Origin of the sequence: Virgisporangium aurantiacum (genome assembly GCF_016863635.1) — a bacterium.
Taxonomy (GTDB): domain Bacteria; phylum Actinomycetota; class Actinomycetes; order Mycobacteriales; family Micromonosporaceae; genus Virgisporangium; species Virgisporangium aurantiacum.
Window position 1 is genome coordinate 144,813 of record NZ_BOPG01000027.1, and the last position, 20,409, is coordinate 165,221.

General features: G+C 71.7%; 15 protein-coding genes. 7 read left to right on the forward strand and 8 right to left on the reverse strand.

Features of this window, described 5'->3' with window-relative positions:
- Nucleotides 1-16: 16 nt before the first annotated feature.
- Together Vau01_RS21960 and Vau01_RS21965 are read right to left on the reverse strand one after the other, a co-directional pair.
- Nucleotides 17-1,234 (reverse strand): MFS transporter, encoded by a 1,218-nt coding sequence (locus Vau01_RS21960; protein WP_203995858.1) that lies wholly within the window; start codon nt 1,232-1,234, stop codon nt 17-19.
- Between the two features lie 56 nt (nt 1,235-1,290).
- Complete coding sequence (locus tag Vau01_RS21965) at nt 1,291-2,091, reverse strand: enoyl-CoA hydratase-related protein (protein ID WP_203995860.1); 801 nt, start codon at nt 2,089-2,091, stop codon at nt 1,291-1,293.
- A gap of 65 nt (nt 2,092-2,156) precedes the next feature.
- Here Vau01_RS21965 and Vau01_RS21970 point away from each other — a divergent pair, with 65 nt between their 5' ends.
- Nucleotides 2,157-2,906: an SDR family NAD(P)-dependent oxidoreductase gene (locus Vau01_RS21970; RefSeq protein ID WP_203995861.1), complete on the forward strand. Its 750-nt coding sequence runs from the start codon at nt 2,157-2,159 to the stop codon at nt 2,904-2,906.
- Between the two features lie 11 nt (nt 2,907-2,917).
- Complete coding sequence (locus Vau01_RS21975; RefSeq protein WP_203995863.1) at nt 2,918-3,313, forward strand: RidA family protein; 396 nt, start codon at nt 2,918-2,920, stop codon at nt 3,311-3,313.
- Here the strand turns inward: Vau01_RS21975 and Vau01_RS21980 are convergent.
- Nucleotides 3,310-4,143 (reverse strand): PaaX family transcriptional regulator, encoded by an 834-nt coding sequence (locus tag Vau01_RS21980; protein ID WP_239151765.1) that lies wholly within the window; start codon nt 4,141-4,143, stop codon nt 3,310-3,312. The two genes, Vau01_RS21975 and Vau01_RS21980, sit on opposite strands and share 4 nt — an antisense overlap.
- An 82-nt stretch (nt 4,144-4,225) precedes the next feature.
- Here Vau01_RS21980 and Vau01_RS21985 point away from each other — a divergent pair, with 82 nt between their 5' ends.
- Together Vau01_RS21985 and Vau01_RS21990 are read left to right on the forward strand one after the other, a co-directional pair.
- A complete protein-coding gene (locus Vau01_RS21985; protein ID WP_203995865.1) occupies nt 4,226-5,821 on the forward strand; it encodes an AMP-binding protein in 1,596 nt (531 codons plus the stop codon).
- A gap of 4 nt (nt 5,822-5,825) precedes the next feature.
- Nucleotides 5,826-8,174, forward strand: coding sequence for a bifunctional salicylyl-CoA 5-hydroxylase/oxidoreductase (locus tag Vau01_RS21990; RefSeq protein ID WP_203995866.1), 2,349 nt, complete (start codon nt 5,826-5,828; stop codon nt 8,172-8,174).
- An 84-nt stretch (nt 8,175-8,258) separates the two neighbouring features.
- On the opposite strand, the gene Vau01_RS21995 is transcribed toward Vau01_RS21990, so the two are convergent.
- Entirely contained in the window at nt 8,259-9,401 is a 1,143-nt protein-coding gene (locus Vau01_RS21995; RefSeq protein ID WP_203995867.1) for a sensor histidine kinase, read from the reverse strand.
- 2 nt (nt 9,402-9,403) lie between these two features.
- The gene (locus Vau01_RS22000; RefSeq protein ID WP_203995868.1) at nt 9,404-10,057 is read right to left on the reverse strand and encodes a response regulator transcription factor; all 654 of its coding nucleotides are present in this window, start codon (nt 10,055-10,057) and stop codon (nt 9,404-9,406) included.
- A gap of 89 nt (nt 10,058-10,146) precedes the next feature.
- Between Vau01_RS22000 and Vau01_RS22005 the strand changes: the two genes are divergently transcribed.
- A complete protein-coding gene (locus tag Vau01_RS22005; protein WP_203995869.1) occupies nt 10,147-11,061 on the forward strand; it encodes a retropepsin-like aspartic protease in 915 nt (304 codons plus the stop codon).
- A 17-nt stretch (nt 11,062-11,078) separates the two neighbouring features.
- On the opposite strand, the gene Vau01_RS22010 is transcribed toward Vau01_RS22005, so the two are convergent.
- The 3 genes from Vau01_RS22010 to Vau01_RS22020 form a co-directional block, all read right to left on the reverse strand.
- Nucleotides 11,079-11,531: a response regulator gene (locus tag Vau01_RS22010; protein ID WP_203995870.1), complete on the reverse strand. Its 453-nt coding sequence runs from the start codon at nt 11,529-11,531 to the stop codon at nt 11,079-11,081.
- Nucleotides 11,532-11,640: 109 nt separating this feature from the next.
- Nucleotides 11,641-13,917, reverse strand: coding sequence for a sensor histidine kinase (locus Vau01_RS22015; protein ID WP_203995873.1), 2,277 nt, complete (start codon nt 13,915-13,917; stop codon nt 11,641-11,643).
- 103 nt (nt 13,918-14,020) lie between these two features.
- Entirely contained in the window at nt 14,021-16,186 is a 2,166-nt protein-coding gene (locus Vau01_RS22020) for a GDSL-type esterase/lipase family protein (RefSeq protein WP_203995876.1), read from the reverse strand.
- Nucleotides 16,187-16,304: 118 nt separating this feature from the next.
- Between Vau01_RS22020 and Vau01_RS22025 the strand changes: the two genes are divergently transcribed.
- Together Vau01_RS22025 and Vau01_RS22030 are read left to right on the forward strand one after the other, a co-directional pair.
- Entirely contained in the window at nt 16,305-19,511 is a 3,207-nt protein-coding gene (locus tag Vau01_RS22025) for an RHS repeat domain-containing protein (RefSeq protein ID WP_203995877.1), read from the forward strand.
- A 43-nt stretch (nt 19,512-19,554) separates the two neighbouring features.
- A complete protein-coding gene (locus Vau01_RS22030) occupies nt 19,555-20,367 on the forward strand; it encodes a hypothetical protein (protein WP_239151778.1) in 813 nt (270 codons plus the stop codon).
- The last annotated feature ends 42 nt before the right edge of the window (nt 20,368-20,409 follow it).

The following is a 20,409-nucleotide window of genomic DNA, read 5'->3' on the forward strand; positions in this document are numbered from 1 at the left end:
TGATCCACGCGGGAGTTTAGGTCGGCGTCTCGGGAAACGGCCCGCCCGAAAGGGCAGTCACGAGGAGGCCGGCGGCGGCCAGGACGGGCAGGCCGAGCAGGAAGGGGGCATGGAGTCCGAGGTGGTGTGCGGCGAGACCGCCGAGGCCGGCCCCGATCACCGAGGCGGCGGTGATGACGGTGCGGTTGATGCTGGTGACCCGGCCGAGCAGGTCCGACGGCACGGCGCGCTGGATGGTCGTGCGTGCCTGCACGTTCCAGATCGCGAAGGCCATGCTGCTGGTGGCCAGGACGGCGGCGGTGACGGTCACCGAGCCCGTGGTGCCCAGCGCCAACTGGCCCGCCGCCGCCAGGGCCAGGCAGCCCAGAGCGGTGATCCTGGCGCCGAACCGTCGGCTGACGGTGGCGGCGAGGAGTCCACCACCCAGCCCACCGAGGGCCCCGACGGCGAGCAGGATCCCGTACCAGGCCGGGCTCAGGCGCAGGATCTCGTGCACGTAGAGGACGAGCAGCGTGAACCAGGCGCTGTCGGTCATGGCCAGGGCGGCGCTGGTCGCCGGCACCGGCCAGAAGGCGCGGTGGTCGCGCAGCCACCGCAGGCCGGTACTGATCGGCGACCGCGGCCGCGGTGAACCGGTCGCGGCAGCGGCGTTCGTCGTCCGGACGAGCGCGGGGATGCCGGCGACGAGGGCGACCGCGACGGCCAGGGTTCCGCCGTTGACGGCGAACGGCAGCACGAGGGCGACGCCGAACAGGTAGCCGCCCAGCGGCGGACCGACGAACTCGTTCCCGGCGATCTCGGCGGTCACCAGCCGCCCGTTGGCCCGGTCGAGCTGGTCGGGGCTCACGATCGAGGGGACCAGGGTGCTGGCGGTCGTGTCGCGGACGACCTCGGCGATCCCGGACACGAACACGACGAGGTACAGGACGCCGATCGTCGCCCAGCCGCCGGCGATCAGGCCGATCAGCCCGGACAGCAGGGCGAGCCGGACGACGTCGACGGCGACGATGAGCCGCCGGCGATCGAAACGATCGGCGAGCGACCCGGCCGTCAGCCCGAACAGGAGGCCCGGAAGCTGGCCGGCCACGGCCACACCGGAGATCAGCACCGGGTTGTGCGTCAGGGTGACGGCCAGCAGCGGGAACGCCGCCGACCGGATGCCGTCACCGAGGTTGGACAGCACGGTGGCCGACCACAGCCGCCGATACGGTGCACCCAGCGCCAGGGTCGCCATTCCCGCCTCCCGGTTAGCACTCTCCCCTTGAGAGTGCTAACCGTATCAACGCGGGTCTACCGGTACGGGGAGAAGTCGGGTGGACGCTTCTCGGCGAACGCCTGTGCGCCCTCCATGCCCTCGGCCGAGTGGGTGAACAACTCCAGGCCGTCGAACGCCAGGTGCGACAACCCGGCCAGGTGGTCGCTGTCGGCGTTGAAGGAATGCTTGAGGAACTTCAGCGCGGTGGGGGAGTAGGACGCCATCGTGCGTCCCCATTCCCGGGCCTTGTCGATGAGCTGATCGGCCGGGACCACCTCGTTGACGAGGCCCCAGCGCTCGGCGGTCGCGGCGTCGAACAGGTCGAGGAGGAACCAGATCTGCCGCGCCCGTTTCTCGCCGACCACCCGCGCCAGGTACGCCGAGCCGAAACCGGCGTCGAACGAGCCGACGCGGGGGCCGCTCTGCCCGAACCGGGCGTGCTCGGCGGCCAGCGACAGGTCACAGAGGACGTGGAGGACGTGCCCGCCCCCGATCGCGACGCCGTTGACCGCGGCGATGACGGGCTTGGGGATGTCGCGGATGATCCGGTGCAGCCGCTCGATCTCGAACGTGCCCCACTCGGTCTCGCCGTAGCCCCCGGTCTCCGCCCGCTCCTTGACGTCTCCGCCGGCGCAGAACGCCTTGTCGCCGGCTCCGGTCAGGACGACGCACGCCACCCGCTTGTCGGCCCACGCGTGCTTGAACGCGCTGATCAACTCGTCGACGGTACGGCCGCGGAAGGCGTTGTACCGCTCGGGCCGGTTGATCGTGATGATCGCGACGGGGTCGCCGTCACGCACCTCGTACACGACGTCGGTGAACTCCTCAAGCTTCACCCGGCCGACCCTACCGGTATGACACGATCTTGACGGTCGTCACGTGAGCTTGACACGATGGACCGGTGCGTACGTGCCTGGTCACCGGTGCCGGTCGCGGCATCGGCCGGGCCGTGGCGCACCGGCTCGCGGCGGAGGGGCACCGCGTCGCGCTCACGGCCCGTACGGCCGACCAGCTTCGGGAGGTCGCCGCGGCGTTGCCGGGGCCGTCGCTGGTGCTCCCCGCCGACATCACCGTGGCGGCGGCGGTCGAGGAGACGTTCGCCGCCGTCGAGGACCGCTGGGGCGGTGTCGACGTGCTCGTCGCGAACGCCGGTGCGGGCGCGTCGGCGAAGCTGGCCGACACCACCGACGACATGTGGCAGGCACAACTCGACCTGCTGCTCACGGCGCCGTTCCGGTGCGTCCGGCGGGCGGTGCCCGGCATGGTCGGGCGCGGGTGGGGACGCATCGTGGTGGTCGCGTCCGTGGCGGCCAAGCGCGGCGAGCCGTACGTCGCGGCGTACACCGCGGCCAAGCACGGCGTGCTGGGGCTCGTCCGGGCCGCGGCCGCCGAACTCGCCGGCACGGGCGTGACGGTCAACGCGGTGTGCCCGGCGTACGTCGACACCCCGATGACCGACGCGACCGTGGCCTCGATCGCGCGAAGAACCGGCCGGACGCCGGAGGACGCGCGGGCCGCGCTCGCCGCGCGACAGCCCATCGGGCGGCTCGTCACACCCGACGAGGTCGCCGAGGCGGTGTGGTTCTGCGTCGCCAACGGCGCGGTCACCGGGCAGGGCCTGAACGTCGACGGTGGCGCCGTCCAGTCCTGAGGAGGGTACCGATGGAACGGGTCAACCCGGCCGAACTGGGTCCGCCGTCCGGTTTCTCGCACGCGGTGTCGGTGGACGGTGCCGGTCGCCTGGTGTTCCTCGCCGGCCAGACCGCCCTCGACGCGCAGGGCCGGGTCGTCGGCGACGACGTCGTGCAGCAGTTCGAGCGCGCCCTGGCCAACCTCCTGCGCGCGCTCTCCGCGTGCGGTGGCGAGCCGGCCCACCTGGCCAGCCTGACCGTCTACATCGTCGACATGGACGACTACAAGGCCCGCGCCCGCGACATCGGGGCGGTGTGGCGCCGGCTGGTCGGCCGCGAGTACCCGGCGATGGCGGGCGTGGGGGTGGCCCGCCTCTGGGACGCCGAGGCGCTGGTGGAGGTCCAGGGAATCGCGGTGGTTCCCTAACGTGCCGTCACGTCGCGGACGTGGCGCTGCGCCGGGACGTGCAGCGTGCGCTCGATCGAGTCGAACAGGTCGGCGGCGCGGGCGCCGTGCCAGTTCCGTGGTAGCAACTCGACGGGCAACCCCGGGTCGAGGAACGGCAGCCGGCGCCAGTCGGTGAGCGCCCGCACGTAGTCGGCGAAGGCGCGACCGTCGTCCGGCGAGCGGCGGCGGCGCCAGCGGGCCTGCACCGGCTGCCAGGTCGTGCGGAACTCGTCGTACATGCGCTGCAGGACGCCGAGGTTCCACCACTGCTCGACGCAGGCGCGCACGTCGGCGAAGGCGAGGTGGTCGGCGCGGAACAGGGTGACGTAGGGCGTCATCTCCAGGCGCTCCAGCGTCTCGCGCGCCTCGTCGTAGAGGTGGGCGGGCGCGATCCACACGCCCGGTGCGGCGGTGCCGAAGCCGAGCCACGTGAGCTTCGAGCGCAGGATGTGCCGGCGGTCGCGCTCCGACTCGGGCACCGAGTAGACCACCAGCACCCACCCGTCGGACACCCGGGACTCCGGCCGCTGGAAGATGCGCCGGTCGCCCTCCGTGAGGATCTCCCGGGCCCGCGCCGACAGTTCGTAGCCGGCGGCGCCGTCGACCTTCGCCGCCGCCAGCATGCCCCGGTGCTTCAGCCGGGAGATGGACGAGCGCACCGAGGGCTCGTCGACGCCGAGTTCGGCCATGAGCCGGATGAGCGACGCGACGGACAGCCAGCCGCCGGCGTCGCGCGCGAACGCGCCGTACGTCGTGACGATGAGCGCCCGCGGCTTCGGGCCCGAGCGCTGTTCGTCCACCGTCGTCACGGAAGAACAATAGCGTCCGCTTGACTGTCGTCACGAGAGTGACAGACTGGTCCACGACATGGGACGACCTACGAGGTGACTCATGGAGCCGTCGGTACACATCGACACCTTCTGCCGAGACAACCTTCCGGCGCGCGACGAGTGGCCGGAGCTGATCGAACTGCCCTACCCGGCCCGCCTCAACTGCGCCACGGAACTGCTCGACGGCACGATCGAGCGGTACGGCGGCGACCGGCGCTGCCTGCTCTCGCCGACGGAAACGTGGTCCTACGACGACCTGCGTCGCCGCGCCGACGGCGTGGCGCGCGTGCTCGTCGAGGAGCTGGGGCTCGTGCCCGGCAACCGGGTGCTGCTGCGCGGTCCGAACAGCCCGTGGCTGGTGGCCTGCTGGTTCGGGGTGTTGAAGGCCGGCGGCGTGGCCGTCGCCACGATGCCCCTGCTCCGCTCCGCCGAGCTGTCGGTGATCCGGGAGATGGCCCGTGTCGACCTGGCGCTGTGCGACCACCGCTTCACCGAGGCCCTCGCGTCGATCCCGGGATTGCGCGTCGTCACCTACGGGTCCGATGCCACCGACGACCTGGCGCAGCGGGCCGAGGCCGGCCCGGCGGGCGTCACCGCGGTCGACACCGCCGCCGACGACGTCGCGCTGATCGCGTTCACCTCCGGCACCACCGGCCGGCCCAAGGCGACGATGCACTTCCACCGCGACGTGCTCGCGATCGCCGACACGTTCAGCCGACACGTGCTCGAGCCGACCAGCGACGACCTGTTCACCGGCACCCCGCCGCTCGCGTTCACGTTCGGCCTCGGCGCCCTCGTCGTCTTCCCGCTGCACGCCGGCGCGGCCACCCTGCTGCTGGAGGCGGCGACGCCGGACGTGCTCGCCGACGCCATCGCCGAGCACGGCGTGACGGTGCTGTCCACCGCACCGACCGCGTACCGCGCCATGCTGGCCGCCGGCAAGGCGGACCGGCTCGCGTCGCTGCGCCGGTGCGTGTCCGCCGGTGAGGCCCTGCCGCAGGCGACGTGGCAGGCGTTCCACGACGCGACGGGGGTGCGGATCATCGACGGGATCGGCGCGACGGAGATGCTGCACATCTTCATCGCCGCCGCCGGCGCGGACATCCGGCCGGGCTCGACGGGCCGGCCGGTGCCCGGGTACGACGCGCGCGTCGTCGACGACGAGGGCAGGCCGGTGCCGGACGGCGAGATCGGGCGGCTGGCCGTGCGCGGCCCGACCGGCTGCCGCTACCTCGCCGACGAGCGGCAGCGCGTGTACGTGCAGCACGGCTGGAATCTCACCGGCGACACGTACGTGCGCGACGCCGACGGCTACTTCTGGTACCAGGCACGGTCCGACGACATGATCATCTCGTCCGGCTACAACATCGCCGGCCCGGAGGTGGAGGAGGCGTTGCTGCGCCACCCCGACGTGGTCGAGTGCGGCGTGGTCGGCGCGCCCGACGACGTGCGCGGCACGTCGGTGGTCACGGCGTACGTCGTGCTGCGGGCGGGAGTGGTCGGGGACGACGCGAAGGCCAAGGAGTTGCAGGACTTCACCAAGGCGACGATCGCTCCGTACAAGTACCCGCGGCGGATGGAGTTCGTCGAGGCGCTGCCGCGCACGAACACCGGCAAGCTCCAGCGGTTCCGGCTGCGGGCGATGGCCCGAGGGTGAGCACATGCGCATCGCGGTGATCGGCGGTGGCCCGGGCGGGTTGTACTTCTCCGCTCTGGCCAAGCAGTTGGGTCCCGGACACGAGATCACCGTGTGGGAGCGCAACGCCCCCGACGACACGTTCGGCTTCGGCGTCGTCTTCTCCGACGAGACCCTCGGCGGGATCGAGCACGCCGACAAGGCCGTCTTCGACGCGATGCAGCGCGAGTTCGCCCGGTGGGACGACATCGACGTGCACTTCCGCGACGAGGTGCAGACGAGCGGCGGGCACGGCTTCGCCGCGATGAGCCGCCGGCGACTGCTGGAGATCCTGCAGGCGCGGTGCCGCGAGCTGGGCGTCACCATGCACTTCCGCACCGAGGCGCCGAGCGCCGACGAGCTGTCGGCGACCTTCGACCTCGTCGTGGCCAGCGACGGGCTCAACTCGGTGATCCGGGCCAAGTACGCCGACACGTTCCGGCCGAGCCTGGACGTGCGGCACTGCAAGTACATGTGGCTCGGCACCGACCTCGTGTTCGACGCGTTCAAGTTCTACATCCGCCAGACGCCCCACGGCGTCATGCAGATCCACGGCTACCCGTACGACGCCACCGGCTCGACGTTCATCGTCGAGATGCACGACAGCGTGTGGCGGGCCGCCGGCTTCGACGCGCACGCCGCACGGGAGTTCCGGCCCGGGCAGAGCGACGAGGACTCGATCGCGCGCGTCCGCGAGTTGTTCGCCGACATCCTCGACGGGCATGCGGTGTACGCGAACAACTCGCGGTGGATCAGCTTCGCGACCGTCCGCAACGAGACGTGGCGGCACGGCAACGTCGTGCTGCTCGGCGACGCGGCGCACACCGCGCACTTCTCCATCGGCTCGGGTACGAAGCTGGCCATGGAGGACGCGCTGGCGCTCGCGGCGTGCCTGCACGAACAGTCCACAGTGGACGCGGCGCTGTCGGCCTACGAGACCGAGCGCCGGCCGGTGGTGCTCTCGACCCAGCGCGCGGCGCAGGCGAGCCTCGAGTGGTTCGAGAATCTCCCGCAGTACGTCCACCAGGAGACGCCCCAGTTCGCGTTCAACATCATGACCCGCAGCCGGCGGGTCACCCACGGGAACCTGCGGCTGCGCGACTCGCAGTTCGTCGAGGGCGTCGACGCGTGGTTCGCCCGCGGCGCCGGGTCGGGCGACGTGCGGCCGCCGATGTTCCAGCCGTTCCGGCTGCGCGGCCTGGAACTGAAGAACCGGGTGGTCGTCTCCGCGATGGACATGTACCGCGCGGTGGACGGCCTACCGAACGACTTCCACCTCGCCCACCTCGGCGGCAAGGCGCTCGGCGGAGCCGGTCTGGTGATGACCGAGATGGTGTGCGTCTCCGAGACCGGACGCATCACACCCGGCTGCACCGGCATGTACCGGCCCGCGCACGAGGCCGCGTGGCGACGGATCGTCGAGTTGGTGCACACCGAGTCCACCGCGAAGATCGGCTTCCAGGTGGGTCACTCGGGCCGGAAGGGCTCGACCAGGCTGATGTGGGAGGGCATCGACGATCCGCTGCTCGACGGCAACTGGGAGGTCGTCGCGCCGTCGCCGTTGCCGTACCGGCCCGGCGTCAACCAGGTGCCCCGCGAACTCACCCGGGCCGACCTGGACAGGATCCGCGCCGAATTCGTCCGGGCCACCCGGATGGCCGCCCGGGCCGGGTTCGACCTGCTCGAACTGCACTGCGCGCACGGGTACCTGCTGTCCAGCTTCATCTCGTCGGTCACCAACCGCCGCACCGACTCCTACGGCGGATCGCTGGCGAACCGGCTGCGGTATCCGCTGGAGGTCTTCGACGCGGTGCGGGCGGTGTGGCCGGAGGACCGTCCGATCTCGGTGCGCATCTCGGCCACCGACTGGACCAAGGGCGGCATCACCGGCGAGGACGCCGTGGAGATCGCCGCTGCGTTCGCCGCCGCCGGTGCCGACGCCCTCGACGTGTCGACCGGGCAGGTGACGCCGGACGAGCGGCCCGAGTACGGCCGCTCCTACCAGACCCCGTACGCCGACGCGATCCGCAACCGGGTGGGGATCGCGACGATCGCCGTGGGCGTGATCAGCTCCTACGACGACGTGAACTCGATCCTGCTGGCCGGCCGGGCCGACCTGTGCGCGATCGGCCGGGCCCACCTGTACGACCCGAACTGGACCCTGCACGCGGCGGCCGACCAGGGCTACCAGGGGCGGGGCGCCGACTGGCCGGTCCCGTGGCGGGCCGGTAGCCGCAGCCCGCAGACCGGGCGCAGCGACGGGCCGAAGCCGCGGCTGCAACTCATCCGGGCCGGCGTCACCGGCACCCGGCACGCCCGGTGGCGGCCGGCATGAGGTGCCGGCTCACGGCCACGCCACGGTGGTCGAGCGACAGTTTCGACTCTATCGCCCGCGAGGCGAGCCTGAAGTCGTCGAAGATCAGAAACCCGCGCGCGGCGACGGGCCCGGTGCCGGAAAGGAGACGGTGACCTCCAGCCCGCCGCCGGCCCGCGGTTCGAGGGTCAGCCGTGCGCCGTGCGCGGTCGCGACCGCGTCGACGATGGAAAGGCCGAGACCGAGGCCGTCGCCGGTGCGGTCCGGGGCGAGGCGTTGGAAGGGTTGCAGTAGCCGGGCCAGGTCGGCCGGCTGGACGTCCGGCCCGGTGTTGGCGACGCACAACGTCGGCCTTCCCCCGGGCCGGCCGGTGCGGACGTCGACCTGCCCGCCCGCGACGTTGTGACGCACCGCGTTGTCGACGAGGTTGGTGACGAGGCGCCTGGCCAGATGCGGGTCTCCGACGGCCGACGCCGGGTCGAGAGCGCAGGTGAACCGCGGCCCGTCGACGGCGGTCGCGAGGATGTCGTCGGCGGTCGCGACGACCTCGCCGGCCACCTCCGCCAGGTCGAACTCCTCCTGGCGGGTCAGCCCGCCCTCGCTGCGGGCCAGGGTGAGCAGCGCATCGAGGATGCGCTCCTGCTGCGTCCCGGCCGCGAGTGCGCGTTCGCACGCCCTGCGCCAGGACGCGGCGCTCGGGTCGGGGTCGATGAGCGCCGCCTCGAGATGGGCGCGCTGAACGGTGAGCGGGGTGCGCAGTTCGTGGGCGGCGTTGGCGACGAACCGGCGCTGCGCCGTGAAGGAGCTTTCCAGCCGGGCGAGCAGCTCGTCGAAGGTGTCCCCGAGACGGGTGAACTCGTCGGGCGGGCCGGACAGAGCGAGCCGTTGGTGCAGGTTGCCGGCCGAGATCCGGCGCGCCGTCGCGGTGATGGTGCGGACCGGCCGGAGCACCCGGCCGGCCAACAGCCAGCCGAGTCCGAGCGAAACGACGGTCATGATGCCCAGGGTGATCGCGCCCTGGGTGAGCAGATGGTGCACGGTGGCGTCGTGCTGCCGGTCTGCCAGGTCGGCCGGAGTCGGCACGGCGGGCAACTGGCCGCCGTCCGGTTGGTTGGAGAAGAGGTACCGCACGGCCACCGGTCGGTCCGCGACGAAGAGGTAGGTGAGCGCCACCAGGATGACGCCGGACGCGAAGATCAAGGCGCCGCAGAGGAGGGTGAGCCGCAGCCGGACCGTGCCCCGGAACATGCTCAGATCCGGTATCCGGCCCGGTGCACGGTCTCGATCAGCGGTGGTTCACCGAGCTTGCCGCGCAACCGCCGGATGGTGACCTTGACGGTTGTCGTGAACGGGTCGGTCTGCTCGTCCCACACCGAATCGAGCAGTTCCTCCGCACCGACGACCCTGCCCTCGGCGGCGAGTAGATGTTCCAGGACCGCGAACTCCCTGGCGCTCAACGGGATCCGCCGACCGCCGCGGGTGGTGATCCGCCGCGCCGGATCGAGCCGCAGATCCGCCTTGACCAAAACCGGAGGCAGCGGCGTGCCGCGGCGGCGGGCGAGGGCCCGGACCCGGGAGATCAACTCGGCGAGCGCGAAGGGCTTGGGCAGGTAGTCGTCGGCGCCGAGCGCGAAGCCGTCGACCCGATCCTCGACGGTCCCCGACGCCGTCAGCATCAGCACCCGGCCCGGATACCGCTGTTCGGCCAGGAGCCGGCACACCTCGTCACCGTGCAGCACCGGCAGGTCGCGATCGAGCACGACCACGTCGTAACCGGTGACGCCGGTGCGCTCCAGGGCGGCATCACCGTCGAGAGCGACATCGACGGCCATACCCTCCCGCCGCAGAACCATGGCCACGGTGTCGGCCAGTTCGACGTGATCCTCGACCAGCAGCACCCTCATGACCGGACAGTGTTTCAAATCGCCGGTTACAACGAGGTGACAAAGTGGATCACCGTGACGTCACCGGTGCCCGTGTACAAACCGCAGACATGACGATCACCCGACGAACGGTTCTCCTTGGTGCCACACTGCTCGGCTGCGCCGCGGGCTGTTCCCCGGCCGCACCCCGGCCGCGCGGGACCGCCATCGCGGCGGCCTCGGCCTCCCCGCCGGGCCCGGCGGGCCCGAAAGGGCCGGCCGACACCCAGCTCGCGGCCGACACGACCGTCGCACTGGGCTCGTTCCAGCACATCGGGACCGTCGAGGCGATGCTGAACGGCAAGGGGCCGTACCGGTTCGGCCTCGACAGCGGATCCAGCGCGGCCGTGAATCTCAGTCCTGACCTCGGCCGCGACCTGCCGCAGATCGGCAGCGTCCAGAACGGTCCTCCCGGCAGCCAGGGCCGCCCTCCGTCGCCCCTGGTGCGCGTCGACTCGCTCGCCATCGGGGCGGCCCGGTTCAGCGGCGTCGAGGCGGTCGCCGAACCCGGGCCGCCCGGCGTCGACGGCATGATCGGCGTCCTGCTGTTCGAGAAGCTGACCGCGACCCTGGACTACCGGCGTCAGACCCTGCAGTTGTCCAACCGCCGGCTGTCCGATGGGCCGCATGTTGTCGCGTTCACCCTCGACCACGGCATCCCCAATATCGACATCCGCGCCGGTGACAAGACGCTGACGGTCACCGTCGACACCGGCGGACCCGGCGTTCTCGACGTGCCGGCAACGGCCGGCCTGCCGTTCCGCGGCGCCCCCACGCCGGCCGGATCCGGCCGCATCGGCGACACCACGTTCACGATCCGCGCGGCACCGCTGGACGGCGACCTGGTCGTGGCGGGCTGGACCAAACAGGCGCCGACCGTGCGCATCGTGGACGGCGTCCCCGTCGCCAGCATCGCGGCCGCGTTCCTGCGCGACTACGTCATCGCCTTCGACCTTCCGGCCAACCGTCTCGCCCTGACCCAGTGACCGGCAATCGGGCCGGATCAGGCGTCGGCGAGCGCGCCCGGATCGGCGGGCGCCGCGGGCCGTGGCTGCAACGGGCAGGGTGACGATCCCTGGTCGTGGCGGTGCCGGCCGATGTCGGCGAGGTGTTGCACCGCGGCCACCAGGTCGCGGTTGGTGAACGGCTTGAGCCTGACGTCACACACTCCGGCGGCGGCCGCGCGGGGATCACCACGTTGCAGGGAACCGCTGAGGATCAGGATCGGCACGCCCCGCTCGACGGGATGCCCGCGCAACGCCTCGGTGAGCTCCAGGCCGGTCAGGCCGGGCATGTCCAGGTCGGTCAACACCACGTCGGGGTGCTGGGCGACGGCCAGGTCCAGGGCGGTGGTTCCGTCGGGCGCGGTCACGACGTCGAAGTTGGCCACGGTGAGAACCCGCTTCAGCACCATGCAGACATCGGCGTTGTCCTCCGCAATCAACACCATGGCCATGACTCGGTGTCCTCATTCCGGCCGCGATCGGCGACGGCTGTTGACCATCCTTCGCCGGCCGGTGCCGTCACTCCGCTCAGCAATGGAACTACACCCGAACGGCACCGTTCTAGTCACCTGTAGCCGTGGGGCGGGGGAGATGGACGGTGATCGTGGTGCCGCCGGTGTTGGGGTTGTGGATGGTGATGGTGCCGTGGTGGGCGTCGACGATGGCGCTGGCGAGGGTGAGGCCGAGCCCGGTGCCGGGAATCGAGGTGTGCGCGGCGTTGCTGGCGCGGTAGAAGCGGCGGAACAGCCGGTGGCGCTCGGCTGCGGGGACGCCGATCCCGTGGTCGGTGACGGTGAGTTCGACGGTGGTGGGCGCGGCCGTCAGCGTCAGGTGCACGTCGCCGCCGTGCGGGCTGTACTTGATCGCGTTGTACAGCAGGTTGTCCACGACCTGGCGGAGCCGGCGCGGGTCGCCGGGCACGGTCAGGGTGGGGGGCGTGGTGGTGTGCAGGTGGACGCCGCTGGCGGCGGCGGCCGGGCCGACCGCGTCGAGGGCCGCGGTGACGAGGGCGGGCAGGTCGACGTCGGTGGACCGGAGGGGGTCCTCGCCGGTTTCCAGGGCGGCCAGGTCGAGCAGTCCGACGACGACCGTGTTGAGCCCGATGGCGTTTCGCGAGATGACCTCGACGAGTTCGCGGCTGTCCGCGGTGAGGGTGGGGTCTTCGAGCAGCAGTTCGGTGTAGGAGAAGATCGACGTCAGCGGGGTGCGGATGGCATGGCCGGCGAGGGCGACGAAGTCGTCCTTGGCGTGGGCGAGCTGGCCGGCGAGGTCGCTGGCGTGGTGCCGGGTGAGGAAGTGCCCGATCTGCTCGGCGACGGCGTCGAGCAGGCCGGCGACCAGGAACTCGTCATCCTCGGCACGGCTGGTCAGGCAGGCGATCAGCCCCGGCGTCCCCCCGTCCCCGCCCGCACCACCGCCCGGGTCGATCGCGGCGAGCATGGCGGTTCTCAGCCCGCGTCCGGCGCAGGCGGTCGTGAAGACGCGGAGCGGCTCGGACTGCTGTTGCGGTGTGCGGGTCAGGTCGGGCAACCAGAGCGACGTGCCGGTCTCGACGAGCTCGGCGAGGCCGGCCAGGTCGCGGGGGATCACGTCGGGAATGAGGTCGTCGAGGTCGACGCCCGGCGCGCTCCATCGGGCGACCTGGCGCAGGGTGTCCGGATTGACGGGATCGACCAGCCACAGCGAGGTGAACGACCAGCCCAGTACCTCGCCCAGATGCTCGACCAGCTCCGGCGCGGCCTGATCGAGGGTGTCGGCGTCGGCGAGGATGCGCGCGATGGCCAGTTCGCCGTCGCGGAGGCGTTCGGCCCGCAGCCGGTCGGTGATGTCGGAGATGGTGGAGACCGCGCCGAGGCGCTGCCCGTCGGCGGCGAGGATGGGAGCGCTGTTGGTGAGCAGGTAGCGGTCGGGTCGGTCGGGTGTCCGCACGACGGTGCGGAAATCGCGGACGTGTTCCCCGCGCAGCGCCCGGGCCGCCGCGGTGTCGTCCGGTGCGACGGGTTGCCCGTCGAGGTGGTAGAGCCGTTGCTGCACCATGGCCAGGGCCTGCTCCGGCGTCGCGTCGTCGAGCCGGGGGTCGATGTGGCGCAGGATGCGGTTGAACAGCACCGGCCGGCCGGAGCTGTCCACCGCGAGCACGCCGACCTGGACGGCGTCGAGCAGCGCGGTGATGAACCCACCTCGAACCTCGGACCGGACGGCGGCGTTCACCCCGCCGTCGGCGGCAATGCCGTCGGCCGTTCTGTCGGCCGTTCTGTCGGCCGTTCCGTCGGCCGTGTCGTCGGCCGTGGAGGTGGCGGCCGTGGCGGGTTCGGCCAACGCGGCCATGGCGGTGTCGACCGGGTCGTCGGCCGGGATGGGCCCGATCAGGGCGGCGATCTCGACGAGAGTGGACTGCTCCTGGTCCGTCCAGTGCCGCGGTCGCGTGTCGACCACGGTCAGCGCGCCGACCGGCCGGTCCCGGGTGTCCCGGAGCGGGACGCCGGCAAAGGCCCGCACTCCGTGCTCGGCGACCAGCCGGTGGGTCCGCAGCGTCCGGTCGGTGGTCATGTCGTCGACCGCCACCGGATGGTCGGCGGCCACGACATGGCGGCACAACGAGTAGTCCCGGGCCGCGCGACGGCCCAGGAATTGTTCGGGCAGGCCGTGCGCGCCGAGGAAGTCGTCGCGGGCGCCGCCGACCACGGTCACCAGGCCGGTGGGGGTATCGAGTAATCGGGCGGCGAGCCGGGCGATGCCGTCCAGCGGAATCGACAGGCCGGGCAGGACCCGGCGGGCCCGGCGCGCGGCGGCCACTCGGGACGCACTACCGAGGACCGCGCCGTCGGCGTCCGACATGATCATCACTCTCCTCAAGGTCGGCAACCGCTACCCCCCTCCGGAACCGGGACAAACCTCGGCCGCCCGGAATCACCCGGCCGGGTGACGCACACGCGGCAACTCACGGGTAGCGCAGCCCGCCGGCCTCCGCGACGTTGACGCGCGCGGCGTTGACGGCGTACGCGTAGGCGTCGTAGCCGGTCTCGGTGGGATGGAACGAGATCTGCACCTCCGGAACGATGAACGAGTGGATCCAGGCGTCCCTGTCGAGGGCGCCCGCGCAGGCGCCGTGGCCGGCGAACCGCTCCGCCGGTTTGTAGGCGACCGATGTCACCCCGGCCTCCTGTGCGGCGGAGTCGATCACGTCGTTCATGAGCAGGCCCATGTCGCGGATCATGACCTTGTCCTCGCGGCTGAGGGTGAGCTCGGTGTCGTCGAGACAGACGTCGTCGGGGTCGATGAGAAGCGGGTAGCCGACGGCGTAGATGTCGGCGCCGGGCAGCTCCGCCCGGAGCTTGGTGTAGAGCTCGACCAGTCGGGTCCGGACGATGCCGTTGATCCTGTCGGTGATCTCCTGCCGCTGCCCGGCGCAGTCGGGCCCGATGAGCAGGCAGTTCACCAGCGCGCCGAAGAATCCGGCGTCGTTGCCACCGGCGGTCACGGTGACCATGGTGGACCCGCGGGCGTGCACCGCCCGCAGGTCCGGCAGCTGCTTGTCGATGACGTCGCGGGCGGTGTTGCCGCCGCACGCCAGCATCCGCGCGGACGCCTCCCACGACGCGGTGATCTCCAACGGCCAGGCGAACGGCGAGCGGAGGCAGTACGTCTCGTCGAGGAAGCCGCCGGTGCCGGCGGAGAACGAGTCGCCGAGGGCGAAGTAGTTCGTGTAGGCCGGGGTGCCCTTGGTGCGGATGTCGACCTGGTTCGACTTCGTGCCGTCCAGGCCACCGTTGACCGGCACGATCCGGAACCGGTACCACGTACCGGGGTTCAGCAGTTCGACGGTGAACGAGTTCGTCGGGTGCGGCAACGCGTACGGCAGGCGGTTCCACGAGTTGCCTTCCTCGCCGCAGGCGAGTTCGCCGCGCAGCTCGCACATCTCGATCATGTAGCCGGAGGCGTTGGACACCGTGCTCCACAACAGCCGCACGTCGTGTTGCGTCTCGCCGATCACGCCGACGATCTCGGGCTGTCCGACCGGGGGAGTGCCGGGAACCGTCGCCCGGCCGACCGCTCCGCCGTGCCCGACCATGACGCCCTTGAGCGGCACCGCCCGGTACTCGATGGTCCAGCCGGCCGGCAGGGGTTTCGCCGTCCAGGTCGTGCCGGTGAGCGGTACCGGGAGCGGCTTGAAGATCCCCTCGCCGATGCTGACGATGCGTTGCTCGATGTAGATGGCGTTGGCGCCGGGGGTCCTGGCCCAGGTGAGGGTGATGCCGCCGGCGACCGGGCGCGCGGTGACGGCGCCGCCGCCGCCGGCGCCCCAGACGACGAAGTCGGGGATCGTTCCGTAGGCGCGGCCGATGCCGAGTTGGCTGAGACCGTCGGCGAACTTGGCGGCGATCCGCACCTCGCCGGTCGAGTTCGGGTGGACGCCGTCCCAGGTGTGCCGGACCGGATCCCAGCCGGCGTCGGTGTTCGCGATGACGACCCGGGAGCGGCTGGTGGAGAGCCGGTTCGCGAGCGCGTCGTACTGGCGGTTGACCTCCGCGATCAGACCGGCGTCGATGACCGTTCTGCGCCACAGGTCGCCGCGGGTGAGGACGTGCCCGAGCACGATGTCGAGGTCGGGGTTGGCCGACCGGGCGTTGGCGATGAGCCGTTCCATGTCGGCGGCCAGCCCCACCGGGGTCTGGCCCAACCAGGCCAGGTCGTTGATGCCCAGCAGCACCGTCATCGTGGTCGCGTCGGACGAGGCGACGGCCGCGGCGATCGTGTCCTTCTCGGCGGAGACCGCCCGGCCCCACAACGCGTGGTGCTGGCGGTCGAAGTTCGCGTCGAGGTAACTCTGCGAGCCGCTGCGGCCGTTGACGTTGTCGTACAGGTCCGTCCGGTCGCCGACGAAGTCGACGGTGCCGGGGGCGACGGCGGCGAGGTGCTTCGCGAGGCGGTACCGCCAGGTGTAGTCGCTGGCCGAGCCGTGGGTGATCGAGTCGCCGACGATCAGCAGGCGCGTCGACGGAGCCGCCCGGGCCGGCAATGCCCACAGGGGCACGGTCGCGAGGCAGACGACGACAGTGACGACACGGGTGACGACACGGGCGACGAGACGGGCCGGGGCACGCATGGCGGCCACCGTAGGGAACCTCCGTACATGTTCCGTACATTTACGGAGATCCGGCCGCCGGGTGCGCGCGAACAGGTGATGTAGCACGGGGTCCACTTCACGCCACCCGGAGATTCTCATGCGCAGACGCGTTGTTCCGGCTGCCCTCGCCGCGGTGCTCGGCGCGGCCCTGCTGGTGCTGGCCGGCCCGGCCACGCCGGCGAGCGCCAGCAGCGTCAACTCCTGGGCGTACGCGTACGTGGACCCGGTGGGCCGGCCGGCCGGTGCGCTGCCGGTCGATCCGATGCGCAGCGACAGTTCGATGAAGAGCGTCGCCGTCGCGTCGAAGTCGGAGACCGGCCGGTTCATGGTGCGGTTCCCGCAGGCGGCGCTGCTGGCGACCGACCTCGGCGTCGCGCACGTCACGGCGGCCACCCCGCAGCGGCACTGCCAACTCGACGAGTACCTGCACAGCGGGCCGGACGTGGTGGTGTACGTGGCCTGTTGGGGGTCCCAGGACCGGGGCGCCGCCGGCCTGATCGCGTTCCGGTCCGACGCGGCCTTCACCGTGCTGTGGACGTCCGCGCCGGATGTCATCTCGGCCTCGCCGGGCGCCTACGCCTACGCCCGGGTGGAGACCGCGTACGGCGGGTTCCGGGTGGCCCGGACCAGCGGCACCACGGTGAACCTGCTGCAGTCCGCCGCCTACCGGTACAACGTGCGGTTCGGCGGCATCGGCAGTTCGCGCGACGGTGGCAACATCCAGGTGACCACGTTGCACACGCCGGGCACGTCCTGCGTGCCGGTCGAGTGGCGCGACTTCCCCGCCGGCTTCCAGGAGATCGTGGTCGAGTGCCAGGACCTGGAGGGCAACCCGGTGTCGGCCGACTTCACCGTCAGCTTCACCCGGGCCCGGTCCATCATCGGCACGACCGCCAACCGGTTCGCCTACGTGGAGACCGAGGCGGGCGAGACCACCACGTTCAACTCGACCGGCGGGCTGGCCGGCAACGTGTGGTTCCCGACGTACGAGGACGTCTCGTTCTCCTTCAACGGTGCGCCGGACAGCGGGCCGTTCCTGGTGCTGGCGACCGGTTTCGTCACGCGCGGACTGTTCTGTTCCGCGTACAACTGGTCGCTCACGCCGGGCGCGTCGGTGAGCGCCGCCACCGGCAGGACGTCCTGCGCCGGCACCGGCCCCGCACCGCAGCGGATGCGCAGCTTCGAGACGTTCCTGTCCACCGGCACCGCGCCGAGCCCCGAGCCGGGCGAGGTGGTGCTGCCGCCGGACGCCATCCGGATCAACGGCTTCAACCCGTCCCGGATCGGCCCGACCAGTGCCCGGATCAGCTTCGACCTCACCGCCCGCGCGTACGAGTACGCCAGCGACCCGGCGCAGACCACGCTCACCGTGAACGGCACCCCGGTCCCGGCCGACCGGATCCAGGTCAACCCGACCCAGGTCTTCGCCAGCAACGCGTTGGTGTCCGGCCGCAACCAGATCGTCCTGAACAGCCGGCTGTCCACCGGCGACCCGGTCCACTTCGAACAGACGGTGTGGGCCGGCGACGCCACCGTGCGTCTGTCCATTGTGGACGAGACGGGCGCGCCGGTGCGGGACAACGCGTTCGTCGAGATCTACGCGGTGTCCGACCCGGGCATCCGGAGTGACTTCGGGGTGACCGACGGCCGGTTCGACCTCCCGAACGTGCCGCGGACGACGGTGATGGTGGAGGTGAACGTGCAGGGCCGGCTCGGCTCGCTCGGCTTCATGGGCCAGGACGGTTCGGCCACGGTGGTCGTCCGCGGCCTGAGCACGCCGAGCACCGTCGACAACAACGACTTCAGCCAGGGCCTCGCCGGCTACGGCGGCAACGCCCAGAAGGTCAGCCTGATCCCGCACACCGAGGGCTTCTACCCGCCGATCGACACCTCGGCCGCGGCGACCGCCGGAAAGGGCGGCGCCGCCTCGGTCGACCGCAGGGGCAGCGGCGCGGCCACCGACGTGGTGACGGCGCGCGGCGGAACGCGCGCCGCTGGCACGCCGCCGCTGTCCCTCTCCGCCGCCCGGCGGGCGGCCACCGCTGCCGCCGCCCCGGACAACGACCTCGCGGTGGAGACGTTCGGGCAGGGGCCGCAGCGGGTGTTCCGCACGTTCCGCACCGTGCCGGGGCAGACCGACGTGCGGCTGCGCTACCGGTTCATCACGTCGGAGGTGCCGTTCGGGTTCTTCGGTACCGAGTTCGACGACTACTTCGCGGTGAGCGTCCGGACCAGCGGCGGGGTCGCCCGGGAGATCAACTCCATGAACGGGTTGGGGCTGGCCCAGTTCGACTACCCGTCCGGGTCCACCGCCTGGCGCGACGTCGTGCTCCCGGTCAACCCGAATGGCGAGGTGGTGCAGGTCGACCTGACCGTGGCCAACGTGGCCGACGCGTTCTACAACTCGGCGGTCGTGGTCGGCTTCATCCAGCCCGCGGTCGACACGCTGACCCCGGCCCTGCGCTGGGACCCGCAGCGGGGTGGGATGGAGCTGAAGTACACGCTGTCGCAGCGGACCGAGCAGATCCGGAGCATCGACATCTACTTCGCCCGCGGCACGACGTTCGAGAGCCGGCTCGGCAACGCGGTGGGCAGCTTCCGGATCGCGGCCGGAACGGCCGCCGGGACGTACACCGTCAACATTCCCGGCAGTTCGCTGGGCAACGACCCGGCGGGCACCGCGTTCCTGATCGCGGTGGCCAGCCCGACCCGGGTGGCCAACCTCAAGGACGTCAACCTGGGCTTCGGTCCGAACGCGGCGCGCGACCCGGGGGACGTCACGCTGGTGGACATCGTCAAGGACGGGCTGCGGGTCGCCGGCCAGGACAAGGCGACGGTCAGCTCGGCGTTCCGCCGGCCCGAGGACATGGCCCGGATCCTGTTCGACAACCTGACGAAGGGCGATGACCTGGCGGCGAACATCAAGGCCCAGATCGAAACGTACAACGACACGGCCGACATGGTGATCAACGTCTTCAAGGACAAGACGAACGGTCTGACCAAGGCGCAGGCGGTCGCGATGCGCGCCACCATCCAGGCGGCGATGCTGACCAAGATCAACGAGGTCGGTTGCGAGAACGTGACCCAGCACTGCGTGTCACCGGCACAGCGGATCACCTTCGACATCGTGTACGACGAGAAGGGCGTCGGCGGCGACTTCGCCGCGAACGGCAACGGCGCGAGGTTCCGCGAGGCGGTCCGGCCCCGGATCACGAAGGTGATCGACGAGACCCCGGGCCCGAACCGCGCGCCGCCCCTCGGTGCCCAGTCCAACAACTGCTACCACCTGGAGTTGGCCCGCTGACGCCGTCGGTCGTGCCGGGTGTGTTGAGATGGGTGGCGTGCAGATGCGTCCCGTGGAGTTGGCGGCGATCCGTGCCGGTGACGTCGACCTGGCGTTCCGTCGGTGGGACCGGCCCCGGGTCAGGGTCGGTACCCAGATGCGGACGATGGTCGGGCTGGTCGAGGTGACGTCGGTCGACCGGGTTCCGGTGCGGTCGTTGACCGCCGCCGACGCCCGCCGGGCCGGCGCGCCGTCGCTGGTCGCACTCCGGCAGGGATTGGACCGTGTGCACGCCGACCGGCCGGTGTACCGGATCGGCCTGCGGTACGCGGGTGTCGACCCGCGGCAGGCGTTGCGCGAGGAGGTGCCCGACGCCGCGGAGCTCGGCGCGATCCGGGAGTGGCTCGACCGGCTCGACCGGGCCTCGTCGACCGGGCCGTGGACGCGGGCGACGCTGCTGCTGATCGACGAACTGCCGGCCGTCCGGGCGCCCGATCTCGCCCACCGGATGGGGCGTGACACCCTGTCGTTCAAACAGAACGTGCGCAAGCTGAAGGAGCGCGGCCTGACCGAGTCGCTCGACATCGGGTACCGGCTTTCGCCGCGGGGCGCCGCCGTCCTGGACCACGAGGGCCATCCCCGGCCGTCCCGGGACCGGTCGGAACCGGAGCCGGGCATCCCGCTGCCGCACCTCGGCGCCGGCGCGACGCGTGCGCTCACCGCGCTCGGCGTGGTCCGGCTCGAACAGGTGGCCGGGCTCAGTTTCGGCGAGGTGCGCGCGCTGAACGGCGTCGGGCCCTACGCCCTCCGCCGGCTGCGGGAGGCGATGGACGCGGCCGGGCTGGCCTTCCTCGACGAGCCCGACACCGCCATGTAGGCGGCGCGTCTTGCGGGCCGGGGGAGCACCGGCCATCCTCGA